The organism is Bacillus sp. JZ34 (assembly GCF_053903205.1).
The window spans coordinates 2,739,695-2,753,228 of the sequence record NZ_CP096403.1 but is presented as its reverse complement, the minus strand read 5'-3'; the positions used below and the strand labels follow the sequence as shown (position 1 = coordinate 2,753,228).

The 13,534-nt window shown below is 46.3% G+C and carries 13 protein-coding genes; 11 read left to right on the top strand and 2 right to left on the bottom strand.

What is annotated here, in order from left to right:
• The first annotated feature begins 12 nt into the window (after positions 1–12).
• From M1D90_RS13860 to lepB, 10 genes are all read left to right on the top strand, one after another.
• A complete protein-coding gene (locus tag M1D90_RS13860) occupies positions 13–1,833 on the top strand; it encodes an ABC transporter ATP-binding protein (RefSeq protein WP_026579782.1) in 1,821 nt (606 codons plus the stop codon).
• A gap of 125 nt (positions 1,834–1,958) precedes the next feature.
• Positions 1,959–2,654: a Yip1 family protein gene (locus tag M1D90_RS13855; protein ID WP_020451220.1), complete on the top strand. Its 696-nt coding sequence runs from the start codon at positions 1,959–1,961 to the stop codon at positions 2,652–2,654.
• Positions 2,655–3,791, top strand: coding sequence for an efflux RND transporter periplasmic adaptor subunit (locus tag M1D90_RS13850; protein ID WP_075213220.1), 1,137 nt, complete (start codon positions 2,655–2,657; stop codon positions 3,789–3,791). It abuts the gene before it with no gap.
• Positions 3,788–4,480, top strand: a complete 693-nt coding sequence (locus M1D90_RS13845) for an ABC transporter ATP-binding protein (protein WP_020451222.1) — start codon at positions 3,788–3,790, stop codon at positions 4,478–4,480. The genes M1D90_RS13850 and M1D90_RS13845 overlap by 4 nt, the downstream gene beginning before the upstream one ends.
• Positions 4,477–5,670 (top strand): ABC transporter permease, encoded by a 1,194-nt coding sequence (locus tag M1D90_RS13840; protein WP_144497603.1) that lies wholly within the window; start codon positions 4,477–4,479, stop codon positions 5,668–5,670. Before M1D90_RS13845 ends, M1D90_RS13840 begins: the two co-directional genes overlap by 4 nt.
• 252 nt (positions 5,671–5,922) lie before the next feature.
• The gene (locus M1D90_RS13835; protein ID WP_456282832.1) at positions 5,923–6,564 is read left to right on the top strand and encodes a Yip1 family protein; all 642 of its coding nucleotides are present in this window, start codon (positions 5,923–5,925) and stop codon (positions 6,562–6,564) included.
• 270 nt (positions 6,565–6,834) lie between these two features.
• Positions 6,835–7,590, top strand: a complete 756-nt coding sequence (locus M1D90_RS13830) for a DeoR/GlpR family DNA-binding transcription regulator (protein ID WP_020451225.1) — start codon at positions 6,835–6,837, stop codon at positions 7,588–7,590.
• Positions 7,587–8,498 carry a 1-phosphofructokinase gene (gene pfkB / locus M1D90_RS13825; protein WP_020451226.1) on the top strand — a complete coding sequence of 304 codons (912 nt, stop codon included), beginning with the start codon at positions 7,587–7,589 and terminating at the stop codon, positions 8,496–8,498. Before M1D90_RS13830 ends, pfkB begins: the two co-directional genes overlap by 4 nt.
• 13 nt (positions 8,499–8,511) lie before the next feature.
• Positions 8,512–10,410, top strand: coding sequence for a PTS fructose transporter subunit IIABC (locus M1D90_RS13820; protein ID WP_020451227.1), 1,899 nt, complete (start codon positions 8,512–8,514; stop codon positions 10,408–10,410).
• 164 nt (positions 10,411–10,574) lie between these two features.
• Complete coding sequence (lepB, locus tag M1D90_RS13815) at positions 10,575–11,135, top strand: signal peptidase I (RefSeq protein ID WP_146873448.1); 561 nt, start codon at positions 10,575–10,577, stop codon at positions 11,133–11,135.
• Positions 11,136–11,180: 45 nt separating this feature from the next.
• Here lepB and M1D90_RS13810 read toward each other — a convergent pair whose 3' ends face one another.
• Positions 11,181–11,450, bottom strand: a complete 270-nt coding sequence (locus M1D90_RS13810) for a hypothetical protein (RefSeq protein WP_020451229.1) — start codon at positions 11,448–11,450, stop codon at positions 11,181–11,183.
• Between the two features lie 12 nt (positions 11,451–11,462).
• Complete coding sequence (locus tag M1D90_RS13805) at positions 11,463–11,705, bottom strand: hypothetical protein (RefSeq protein WP_020451230.1); 243 nt, start codon at positions 11,703–11,705, stop codon at positions 11,463–11,465.
• Between the two features lie 172 nt (positions 11,706–11,877).
• Between M1D90_RS13805 and M1D90_RS13800 the strand changes: the two genes are divergently transcribed.
• Positions 11,878–13,497 carry an ABC-F family ATP-binding cassette domain-containing protein gene (locus tag M1D90_RS13800; protein ID WP_456282831.1) on the top strand — a complete coding sequence of 540 codons (1,620 nt, stop codon included), beginning with the start codon at positions 11,878–11,880 and terminating at the stop codon, positions 13,495–13,497.
• The last annotated feature ends 37 nt before the right edge of the window (positions 13,498–13,534 follow it).

Sequence of the window (13,534 nt, the reverse complement as noted above, 5' to 3'; positions counted from 1 at the left end):
GAGGCTCTTGCTATGGAAAATCAGGCGAAAAAACAAACATTGATGAACCGGTTTTTTTATACTTCAGACCAAATCATTGAAAAGCCTTTTAACTGGGCGCAGATGTGGAGGCTGCTCAAATATTTAAAGCCTTACCGAAAAAATCTGCTGCCGCTCTCCTTTTTAACGGTCATGATCTCGGCGGCGATCCGGCTGACGGTGCCGATTTTGATCGGCGTCTATGCGCTCGACAAAGCAATCGCAGGCCGGGATATGAATCTTCTTGCGATTCTGATCTCCGTCATCAGTGGATTATATCTTGTCAATTATGTTAGCAATGTGTTGAGAATCCGCTGGATGAACAAGCTTGGCCAGCATGTCATTTATGATCTCAGACAGCATTTATTTACGCATGTTCAGCGGCTGTCGCATCGCTTTTTCGATGAGCGTTCGGCAGGTTCTATCCTTGTCCGGATCATGAATGACATCAATTCTCTGCAGGAATTATTTACGAGCGGAGTCATCAATTTATTGATGGATATCCTGCTCCTCTTCGGTATTATCGTCATTCTGTTTTCGCTCAGTCCTGAGCTGACCATCGCCATCATGGTGACGCTGCCTGTTATGTTCTTCATTTCAACCAATCTCAGAAGGAAAATCCGACGATCCTGGCAAAAGGTGCGCTTAAAGCAGTCCAAACTGAATTCCCATTTGAATGAAAGCATTCAAGGCATCCGGGTCACTCAGGCATTTACGCAGGAAAAAGAGAATATGATGTATTTTGAAGGCGTCAACAGCGAGAACTTTGAAGCCTGGCGGGAAGCGACGAAAAAAAATGCGACATTCCGCCCGCTTGTAGAAATGACAAACGCCGTCGGGACGGCCATTTTAATCTGGTACGGCACAAGCTTAATTATCAATGAAACGATTACGATCGGTGTATTTGTCTCATTCGCCTTCTATCTCGGAATGTTCTGGGAGCCGATTTCAAGGCTCGGCCAAGTCTACAACCAGCTGTTGATGGGGATGGCTTCGTCAGAGAGGATATTTGAATTTCTGGATGAAAAACCGAGTGTCGCAGACAAGGAAGATGCGGTCAAAATTAAAGAATTAAAAGGCCGGATCGAATTTGAACAGGTGGAATTTTCTTATGACGGGAATCGCAAGGCGCTGCACAGCATTTCATTTGAGGTGCCGGCGGGAACATCGCTCGCGCTTGTCGGACATACAGGATCAGGGAAGACGACGATCGCGAATCTGATCAGCAGGTTTTACGATGCAACAGGCGGGACTGTCAAAGTGGACGGAATACCGATTACCGATATCTCGCTTTCCGATCTTCGTTCGCAAATCAGCATCGTGCTGCAGGATACGTTTATTTTTTCCGGAACGATTATGGAAAATATTCGTTTTGGCCGTCCGAATGCCGCCGATGAAGAAGTGATCGAAGCAGCAAAAGCTGTCGGGGCCGATTCGTTTATTTCAGCGCTTCCGAATGGATACGCCACAGAAGTGGAAGAACGCGGCAATGTATTATCGGCAGGTGAGCGGCAGCTCATTTCATTCGCGAGGGCGCTCCTGGCAGACCCTCGCATTCTGATCCTTGATGAAGCAACCGCAAGTATTGACACAGAAACGGAAGTCAAGATTCAGGCTGCATTGAAAACCCTGCTCCATGGCAGAACGGCTATTATGATCGCTCACAGGCTTTCAACGATAAGGGATGCGGATAAAATCCTGGTTCTTGACCACGGCCGGAAAATAGAGGAAGGAAATCACCAGGAATTAATCGAAAAACGTGGAATGTATTATGAGCTGGTGAAAGCGCAGTATCAAATGTTTCAGCGAAACTAAACTGAAACCGTCCGCGGCCGCATATTCTGAAATGCGGCCGGGGCGTTTTTTTGAGAAAACAGAGGTGAAACATTTTAGATGATTCTGCGTATAAACTGGTAATTCATTTTTTAAGGGGGATACATATGGAAACGCATTTAGAAACTGAAAAAGTAAAAAATCCGTCATTGTTCGGATTGATTACCCATCCCGGAGAACAGTTTGAGAGAATGAGAGAAAAGCCGGCTGTCTGGTTTCCGCTTGTTATTGTTTTATTATTGTCGGTTACTGGCGCGTATATGCTCAGCGAAAAAACGGTGTTATCTACCGATTTGTCGGAAATGCCGGGAGATGATGAAACATTTGAAGCCACTATGAAGAGAATCGGGATCATCGGCGGGATCATCGGCGGGATCATCGGCTTTGTGATTGCCTTGCTGATCAGCGCTTTAATCTATTGGCTGATTGTCAAAATCGGAAGAGGAACAACCAATTTTGTTCACATGTTTTCGCTGTCTGTTTTTACATATTTTATTGCGGCTATCGGGCAATTCATAGGCGGGCTTGTGATCTATTATTCAAATATTGATCCCACGATCGCCATCACGTCTTTAAGCAGCATCATCCCGGCAGACGAGCCGCTCAAATCGGTATTAGGTGTATTTGATATTTTCACCATCTGGTCGCTCGCACTGGTTGCACTGGGTCTCCAAAAGGTTGGGGGCATCTCCAAAAAAGCGGCTTGGACCGGTGTGATCATTTTATTTGTGATCTCCATTTTGCTCGCTTTAACAGGCGGAATCGCGAGGAATTTCTTCGATACATTTGAAGGAGCAATGTAAATGAAAAAAATATGGATCGGCATTATCATTGTTGGGGCTGCTGCGCTTTTTATCGGACTCAACCTCTACCGCTCGGTGCAAACGGGCGGAGGGGCTGAAACAGCGGTCCAAACCGTCAAATTGGAAGAGAAAGAGATTTCTTCTGAAGTCATGGTTCCGGGCGCCCTAAAGTTTGCCAACGAACAATACGAATATTTTGAACCCGAAAAAGGGAAAATTGCCGACATCAAAGTAAAAGAAGGCGACAAGGTGAAAAAAGGAGATGTGCTTTTCACCTATACGAACGAAGAAATTCGCCTGGAAAAAGAACAGAATGCTTTATCCATTCAATCGAAGGAACTCCAGCTTGAACAGGTAAAGCGAAAAATCAGCAGTCTAAAAAGCAAGGAAGACGAGCTGAAGGCTGAGCTGGGAGCGGAAAAAGCCAAAAGGCAAATGGATGACGAACGGTCCCAGCTTGAAATGGAAGAAAAATCGCTTCAGCTTGAGCTGAAACAAGCCGACCTGCAAAAGGAAACGCTCGCGAAAAAATCAGCAGCGCTGCAAGTAAAAAGCGGCATTGACGGGACAGTGATCACCGCTGATAAACAAGCCGCCTTAAAGCAATCGGATATTCAAAAGCCGGTTATACATATAGGTAACGAGGACAAGCTTGTCGTTAAAGGCGTGTTGTCAGAGTATGACACATTGAAAGTGAAAAAGGGACAGAACGTGACCATCACGTCGGATGTCATCCAAAATAAAGAGTGGCGGGGCAGAATCTCTCAAGTCGGATTGGTTCCCGAAGAAGAGGCGTCTGCAGGTGCTGCGGGAGGAAAGGAACAAGCTGTTCAATATCCGTTTGAAGTCAAAATAAAAGGGGAGCGTCCTAAAGCAAAGCCCGGCTTCAATATGATTCTCAAAATCCAGACGGACAAAAGAACCATTCAGGCTCTTCCTGAAGATGCCGTCAAGCAGGATGATGATCAATCATACGTGTATGCCGTCAGAGACGGAAAGGCGAAACGGATCAATGTCAAAACCGGCGAGAAAGCAGATGGCGTCGTTGAAATTACCGGCGGTCTGACGAACAATGATCGGGTTATCGCAAACCCGGCCGAGGACATGAAAAGCGGAACGGAAGTGAAGCTTCAATGATTGAGCTTTCCCGCGTGAAAAAAAGCTACCAAATCGGAGGGGAAACCATTGATGTTCTCAGGGAGATCAATATGAAAATTGAGCCGGGTGAATATCTGTCCATCATGGGGCCTTCCGGTTCTGGAAAATCGACAATCATGAACATTATCGGCTGTCTTGACCGCCCGACATCGGGTATTTACAGGCTGGACGGCGAGGATATTTCATCATATGGTGAAAGGGAGCTTGCCGGCGTCAGAAACCGTTTAATCGGTTTTGTTTTTCAGCAGTTTCAGCTTCTGCCGAGACTGAATGCCATAAAGAATGTGGAGCTTCCGATGATCTACTCCGGCATTCCAAGAAAAGAGCGGCGGGAGCGGGCCGAACGGGCGCTTGAAAAAGTCGGGCTCAAGGACAGAATGCGCCATTTGCCGAACGAGCTTTCCGGCGGCCAAAAACAGCGTGTAGCCATCGCAAGAGCGATCGTCAATGAACCGAAGCTGATATTGGCCGATGAACCGACCGGAGCGCTCGATACGAAAACAAGCCGGGACATCATGGAGCAATTCACCGAATTGAATGAGGAAGGAACGACGGTGGTGCTCGTCACCCACGAACCGGAGATTGCAGATTATACAAGCCGGATCATCATGGTGAGGGACGGTGTGATCGTCTCGCCGGAAACAGAGCGGAGGGGGACGGTGCAATGAATCTCATCGAAAACTTGAGAATGGCGTTAAGTTCCATCCTTTCCCATAAACTGCGCTCGATTTTAACAATGCTCGGAATCATTATCGGTGTAGGCTCTGTTATTGTCGTTGTTGCAGCGGGGCAAGGAGGAGAGCAGATGCTCAAGCAGACGATCAGCGGGCCCGGCAACACGGTCGAAATCTATTATCAGCCCAGCAATGAAGAATTAACGGCCAATCCCAACGCCTATTTAGACGCCGGCTTCACCGAAGAAGACATCAGAAGTTTAAAGTCACTCGAAGGTGTGAAGCATGTCGTTGCGAAAACTACCGAGTCTATGAATGTCCGCTTCCGGGATGAAAAAACGGATGCCGCTGTAAACGGCATTAATGACGGATATATCAGCATCAACTCGATGGAAATCGAAAAGGGAAGAGAGTTTTCAGAAGAGGATTACAATGCCGGAAGCAGGGTCGCCGTCGTCTCGCCGAAACTTGCGGAGGAACTTTTTTCTAAGCAGTCGCCTCTCGGCCGCGTCGTATGGATCAATGGCCAGCCCGTTGAAATCATCGGCGTATTAAAAGAAGAAACCGGGCTGCTTGCGTTGGGGATGAATGAGATGTATGTTCCGTTTTCAATGTTAAAATCGTCCTTCGGCATCAGCGACTATGACTCTGTCTCCGTTCAAGCTGAATCTGCCGACCATCTGCAAGCCGTCGGAAAGCAGGCTGCCGCGGCCGTAAACAACAATCACGGCACCACGGACTCGTACGAAGTGATGAACATGGAGGCCATAGCGGCCGGGATCAGCCAGATTACAACAATTATGACGATGTTCATCGGCTCAATTGCAGGCATATCTTTACTCGTTGGCGGGATCGGCGTCATGAATATTATGCTGGTGTCGGTCACGGAACGGACGAGGGAAATCGGGATTCGAAAATCGCTTGGTGCAACAAGAGGCCAGATTTTGATGCAATTTTTAATAGAATCGTCTTTGATCACGCTGATTGGCGGGGTGTTTGGCATCGGCCTCGGATACGGCGGAGCCGCCCTAGTTTCGTTTTTTGCCGGTTGGCCGCCGCTCGTTTCCTGGCAGGTGGTCCTCGGAGGCGTCCTGTTCAGCATGGCGATCGGGGTTATCTTTGGCCTCATCCCGGCCAATAAAGCGGCCCGCCTTCATCCGATTGATGCATTGAGGTATGAGTAAAGCGGCATATAGCCGTCAGCCGATAAGCGTCACTTTGAAACACCCGCTCCTACTCATGAGCATCGACTTAGCAGGCCTGACAACGAATGCGAGAGTTTGTCGACACGCTGAAACCGCCTTTAGAGGCGGTTTTTTTGTATGCGAAAATTAAACTAAATTTAAAAATACACTTCTTACATTAATGATAGACTTAAAAGTGCTGAAAAATTGATCATTATGTTATGAAAGAGGTATTACAGGAGGAATTTTAGAGTGGAAGCCAATATAGAAACAGCAACTCAAGTAAAAAAACCGTCACTGTTCGGTATCATCACGAGCCCTGTCCGTCAGTTTGAAAGAATGAGAGAAAGGCCCGCAATTTGGCTGCCGATGATCATCGTGCTGGCGTTATCCGCCTTTTCCGTTTATCTTGTTTGTTGGGAACTAAGTGAGTTTCTTGGTTTGGATATAGATCCTGGACTAGAAGCCGCCCGTAATGTTTTTCAGTCTGTCATATTCTTCGTGCTCAGCGCTTTAGTATTGTGGCTGATTGCTAAAATAGGCGGCGGAAACACCAATTTTGCCTGCATGGTGTCTCTGTCTGTCTTTGCCACATTTGTACCTGTTATCAGAGACGTCATCATCGGTTTGGTGTATTATGCTTCGAATTCTGAGATCGCGTTTTCGTTCTCATCTCTTGATGGATATATTCCGGCCGAAGAGCCTCTTCTGAGCGTCCTGGAGATGTTTGATGTTTTTACAATCTGGGCGTATGTGCTGGTGGCGGTAGGACTGCAAAAAGCAGCGGGCACTTCAAAGAGGGCGGCTTGGATCGGCGTTTTCGTCATATTTATTATGATGCTGATGTTGTCTATTTTATTAGGCTTATGGCAAGTATTTTTAGAACTTCATTAGGCTGATGCATTATTGTAAAACCTCATGCGGCGAGCATGAGGTTTTTCTGAATGGTGTTTGAAGGAATAGATAATAATAATGTCACATATTTTTGCGGATTTTTATAGTTTATACAGTTTACAAACGGTACATATCACGATAATATGTTAAAATGTGAAAGATTTTGATGGTTATTGAATGAATTTGAAAGATTTTTGTTGAGTTATGTCGAAAAAGCGTTTACAATGTAATTGTAAGCTAAATGAAGGCGTTTCCAAAAGGGGTGATAATGTGTTGACTCCCGAACGGCATCAGCTGATTATTGACGAGATTGAAAAGCATGATGTCGTGAAAATCCAGTACTTAATGAATTTAACGAACGCATCTGAGTCAACGATCAGAAGAGATTTGTCGACGCTGGAAGCCCGCGGATATTTAAAGCGTGTTCATGGAGGGGCATCGAGGCTTTCCGATATTCGTACAGAGCCTGACATGCTAGAGAAATCATCCAAAAACCTTCATGAAAAGAGAAAAATCGCTCAAGAAGCGGCCTCACTTCTTGAAGAAGGCGATTGTATCTACCTTGATGCCGGAACGACCACATTGCAAATGATCGATTTTATCGATCCGGAGATGGATATTATCGTGGTCACAAATGGAGTCATGCACATTGAGGCATTAGGTAAAAAAGGCATTACTTTTTATTTATTAGGCGGGTATGTGAAGTATAAAACCGGAGCAATCGTGGGCGGTTCGGCTTTATCAGCCATCAGCCAATACCGGTTTGACAAAAGCTTCATCGGCGTCAATGGCATTCATAAAGAAGCGGGATTTACGACTCCGGATCCTGAAGAAGCGCTTTTGAAAACAAAAGCTGTCAACCAGGCGAAAAAAGCATTTATTTTAGCTGACGTTTCCAAGTTTGGGGAAATTTCATTTTCTGCCTTTGCCGGTTTAGACGAAGCAACTATCATTACAGCAGGATCTGCAAAACATTCATTTGATAACTATCAAGAAAAAACTGTCGTAAAGGTAGTGAAAACATGATATACACTGTAACTCTCAACCCATCGGTCGACTATATTGTTCACGTTGAAGAATTTTCCGTAGGCGGGCTGAATCGTTCAGTCTATGACACGAAATATCCCGGAGGCAAAGGAATCAATGTCTCACGCGTACTGAACAGACACCATGTACCTTCTAAAGTTCTCGGTTTTATCGGCGGTTTTACCGGGGGGTACATCAAATCATTTCTCGAAGAAGAGAAGCTTGAAACGGCTTTTCATGAGGTGAATGGAGACACGCGCATCAATGTCAAATTGAAGACCGGGGATGAGACGGAAATCAACGGGCAGGGGCCCGTCATCAGCCAAGAAGATTTCGCGGCCTTTTTAGACCAGTTTTCAGCGATGAAAGAAGGGGACATTGTCGTATTGGCTGGCAGCATTCCTTCTTCATTGCCGCAGGACACCTATGAAAAGATTGCAGAAAAGTGTGAAGAGCAAAATGTCCGGGTTGTCGTTGATATTTCGGGTGAGGCACTCCTAAAAGCAGCAGAAATGAAGCCGCTTTTAATGAAACCGAACCATCACGAGCTCGGTGAAATGTTTGGAACAACCATCACTTCAGCGGAAGAAGCGGTGCCTTACGGTAAGAAACTCGTTGAACGCGGGGCCGAAAACGCGATCGTTTCCATGGCTGGGGAAGGCGCACTTTTATTTACAAAAGACGGCGTCTACCATGCCAACGTACCTAAAGGAAAGCTCGTGAACTCAGTCGGCGCCGGAGATTCAGTGGTTGCAGGCTTTCTCGCAGGCATTGAAAAACAGCTCGACATCAAAGAAGCTTTTCGCTTAGGTGTCGCGTCAGGAAGCGCAACCGCCTTTTCAGAGGAGCTGGGAACGGAAGAGCTCGTTCACAAGCTGCTTCCGGAAGTTCAAGTCAAAGCGATTTAAAGGAGGAAAGGTTATGAAAATAACAGAGCTACTAACGAAGCATACGATCAAGTTAAACCTTGAGAGCAGCCAGAAAGAAAACGTTATCGAAGAACTCGTCAGCGTTTTGGATCAGGCGGGCAAGTTGAATGATAAAGAAGGCTACAAAGAAGCCGTGATCAACCGTGAGAAACAAAGTTCCACCGGTATCGGCGAAGGCATCGCCATCCCTCATGCGAAAACGGCAAGCGTTAAAGAGCCTGCGATCGCGTTCGGCCGTTCAAAAGACGGCGTCGATTATGAATCCCTTGACGGCCAGCCAAGCCATCTTGTTTTCATGATCGCTGCTACAGACGGCGCGAATAACACTCACTTGGAAGCATTGTCAAGACTGTCGACTTTGCTTATGAGGGAAGAGATTCGCAAACAGCTGCTTGAAGCTTCATCCGAAGACGAAATCATCGACATCATCAATCAGCATGATAAAGATGATGAAGAAGAAGAGCAGGCCGAAGAAGCATCTGCACCATCAGCAAAAGGAAAAATCCTTGCGGTTACAGCATGTCCGACAGGGATCGCCCACACGTTCATGGCTGCCGATGCTTTGAAAGAAAAAGCGAAAGAGCTCGGCGTTGATATCAAAGTTGAAACGAACGGTTCAAGCGGTATTAAAAATGGTCTGACAGCGCAGGAAATCGAAGATGCGGTTGCGATCATCGTCGCCGCCGATAAGCAGGTTGAAATGGATCGCTTTCAAGGCAAACATGTCATTGAAGTACCTGTAACAGCAGGAATCAGACGTCCGAAAGAGCTGATTGAGCAGGCGCTGAAACAAGACGCGCCTATCTATCAGGGTAAAGGCGGCGGTGCATCTGCATCTGCTTCTGAAGACGGAGCTGCCAAAGGAAAAGGCGGCGGTTTCTACAAACACTTGATGAGCGGTGTCAGCAACATGCTGCCATTCGTCGTCGGGGGCGGGATCTTAGTTGCGGTTTCATTCTTCTGGGGAATTAACGCGACCAAACCGGGAGATCCCACTTATAATGAGTTTGCAGCTGTATTAAATACTATAGGCGGAACTCAAGCACTTGGATTAATTGTCGCTGTACTGGCCGGATTTATCGCGATGAGCATCGCGGATCGTCCGGGGTTTGCGCCTGGTATGGTCGGAGGTTTCATGGCGACGCAAGCCGGCGCCGGTTTCTTAGGCGGACTGATTGCCGGTTTCTTGGCTGGTTATATTGTTGTCCTATTGAAAAAAGTGTTCGCTGGTCTGCCGCAAGTGCTTGACGGATTAAAACCTGTCCTTCTTTATCCGTTGTTTGGAATATTCTTGACCGGAATCATCATGCATTATGTTGTCAATACGCCTGTCAAGTATATTATGGATGGCATGACACATTGGCTTGAAGGTCTTGGAACAGGAAACCTTGTTGTAATGGGTATTGTTTTAGGCGGTATGATGGCGATTGATATGGGCGGTCCGATCAACAAAGCGGCCTTCACATTCGGTATCGCGATGATTGAAGCTGGAAACTTTGGACCTCACGCAGCGATCATGGCGGGCGGTATGGTGCCTCCGCTTGGAATTGCCCTTGCAACGACTTTCTTTAAAAATAAATTTTCAAAACGGGATCGCGAAGCCGGAATTACCAACTACGTGATGGGCTTGTCATTTATTACTGAAGGTGCGATTCCTTTTGCGGCAGCCGATCCGGCGCGCGTCATTCCTGCTTCTATCATCGGATCAGCAGTTGCCGGAGGTTTGTCTCAATTTTTCCATGTCACACTGCAAGCGCCGCATGGCGGAATATTCGTTCTCTTCTTTACGACGAACCATGCGCTGCTGTATCTCCTCAGTATCTTGATTGGTGCGGTTGTGACGGCTCTCATTCTCGGCATCTTGAAAAAGCCGGTTCCAACTGAAAAATAAGTGCTGAAAGTGCCACAGTAATTCCTGTGTGGCACTTTCTTTTTTACCGTTTTTGCCGGAAAGTGAACGCGGGAATTATGTATTCGGCAGGAACTTGTGATAAAGTATAGGAAAGCTTTATTTTGCATGTATGCTGTGACAGACTGTTTTTAGGAGGAAGCGTTTTGACTGAAGAAAAATCCACCCAAAATAAAAACTCTCTCTTTGAATGGGTAAAAGCCATTATTATCGCAGTCGTTCTGGCGTTATTGATCAGGGCATTTTTATTCGAACCGTATTTAGTCGAAGGTACATCAATGGATCCGACGCTGCACGACGGAGAGCGGCTGTTCGTCTATAAAACGGTTAAATACGTAGGCGAATTTAAGCGGGGAGATATCGTCATTATCGACGGCGATGAAAAAAATGTCCATTATGTGAAGCGCTTGATCGGCCTGCCGGGAGATACCGTGCAAATGAAAGACGACACGCTGTACATAAACGGGAAAAAGGTGTCTGAGCCGTATCTTTCGGAAAACAGAAAAGAGGCGGAAGCAGTCGGCGTCAAGCTGACGGGCGATTTCGGCCCTGTGAAGGTTCCGGAAGGCAAGTATTTCGTGATGGGAGACAATCGCCAGAGATCGATGGACAGCCGGAACGGACTCGGACTGATCGATAAAAAACGAGTGGCCGGGACTTCACAATTTGTGTTTTTCCCGTTCAACCAAATCCGAAAAACAGACTGAAAAATGCCTGATGTCCATTTGGACAATCAGGCATTTTTGCTTGATTTATGCGGATAATGATGCCAGTACTGCGATAAACAGTACGGTAACGAACACAGAGGCCATAATCAGAAGAACGCTGTATAAGATTCTGATTTCCGCGGCTTCTTTTCCCCTTTTTGACAGCATTCGTTTCGCCGCGATATGAACGAACACGTAAATCATGGCAATCCCGATGTAAAGGCCCACATCCCGTGCTGTAAAGCCGGTTACGGCAAGATAAACCCCTGCGAAAAAAATAAACATGCAGTATTCCGTCAAAGTGATAAGCTTCATGTCTTCCTCCGTCTAACGATCCGAGTTTTCTTCAAATATCACCTTTTTATAATATATCTTTTGCAGCCATCCCACAAGGAGGCCGAAGCCGATCAGCAGACAGGAAAATATCAAAAAGTCCGAGGTCCACATATCAAACCCTTTGAAAAGCCCGATAGACATCGTAGAAATCACCATGGCCACTGACACGAAAAGCGCTTGGCGCGGCCTTGAATTGATCCACCTGATGATATCAGGATCATCTTTTAATTTCATTATTCCTTCCCCCATTCTTCAATAATTGTAACATATTGTCACAAAGAAAGTGTGAACAAGTGTTTTTTTGATATATTTTTCTTTAAAACTTTATCGTAAAAAAGCAAAGCATTTCTCTTGCGGAATTTTCGTGTTATACTCTTTTTAATGAAGTATAGATGGAGGATTTTAAATGATAGCTGTTCAAAATGTCAGCTTGCGGTTTGCGGACCGGAAGCTGTTTGAAGATGTAAATATTAAGTTTACGCCGGGTAACTGCTACGGATTGATCGGAGCAAACGGCGCCGGAAAGTCCACTTTTTTGAAAATATTATCAGGTGAAATCGAGCCTCAGACGGGCGAGGTTCATATGAGCCCGGGCGAACGCCTTGCCGTCCTGAAGCAGAACCACTTTGAGTATGAAGAGCATGAAGTGCTGAAAGTCGTGATCATGGGGCATAAACGCCTTTATGAAGTCATGCAGGAAAAAGACGCGATTTACATGAAACCCGATTTTTCAGATGAAGACGGAATCCGCGCCGCAGAGCTTGAGGGCGAATTCGCCGAGCTGAACGGCTGGGAAGCCGAAGGGGAAGCTGCGATTTTGTTAAAAGGCCTCGGCATTGCTGAAGAACTGCATACGAAGAAAATGGCGGATTTGGGCGGTTCCGAAAAGGTGAAGGTCCTCCTTGCACAGGCCCTGTTCGGAAAGCCTGACGTCCTTCTTCTCGATGAGCCGACCAACCACTTGGATATTCAGGCGATCCAGTGGCTTGAAGAGTTTTTAATCAATTTTGAGAATACGGTTATCGTCGTATCGCATGACCGCCACTTTTTGAATAAAGTATGTACGCATATCGCCGACCTGGATTTTAACAAAATTCAAATTTATGTCGGAAACTATGATTTCTGGTATGAATCAAGCCAGCTTGCGCTTAAAATGAATCAGGAAGCCAATAAGAAAAAAGAAGAGCAGATCAAACAGCTCCAGGAGTTCGTTGCCAGATTCAGCGCCAACGCCTCAAAATCGAAGCAGGCGACATCAAGAAAAAAAATGCTTGAAAAAATTACGCTTGACGATATTAAGCCGTCATCGCGCAAGTATCCGTACGTACATTTCACACCTGAACGCGAAATTGGAAACGATGTGCTTGTTGTCACAGACCTGTCGAAAACGATTGACGGTGTCAAGGTGCTTGACTCGGTCAGCTTTATGATGAATAAAGAAGATAAAATCGCCTTTACAGGCCGGAATGAGCTTGCCGCTACTGTGCTCTTTAAAATCCTTGCCGGGGAAATGGAGCCTGACAGCGGATCGTTTAAATGGGGCGTCACAACATCCCAGGCGTTTTTCCCGAAAGACAACAGCGAGTATTTTGAAAACAGCGATTTAAACCTTGTCGACTGGCTCCGCCAATTTTCGCCGCATGACCAAAGCGAAAGCTTCCTGCGCGGATTTTTGGGCCGGATGCTGTTCTCCGGGGAAGAAGTGCTGAAAAAAGCAAGCGTTTTGTCAGGGGGAGAGAAAGTCCGCTGCATGCTGTCCAAAATGATGCTGTCCGGCGCCAATGTGCTGATGCTTGATGAGCCGACCAACCATTTGGATCTCGAATCCATTACAGCGCTGAATAACGGTTTAATCAGCTTTAAAGGCGCTATGCTGTTTACATCTCATGACCATCAGTTTGTCCAAACAATTGCCAACCGGATCATCGAAATCACGCCAAACGGAATCGTCGATAAACAGATGAGCTATGATGAATTTTTGGAAGACAAAGCGGTTCAGGACAAGCTTGCTGAACTTTACGCGTAATGATAGAAAACCCGCCTTAAAAAGCGGGTTTTTTTAT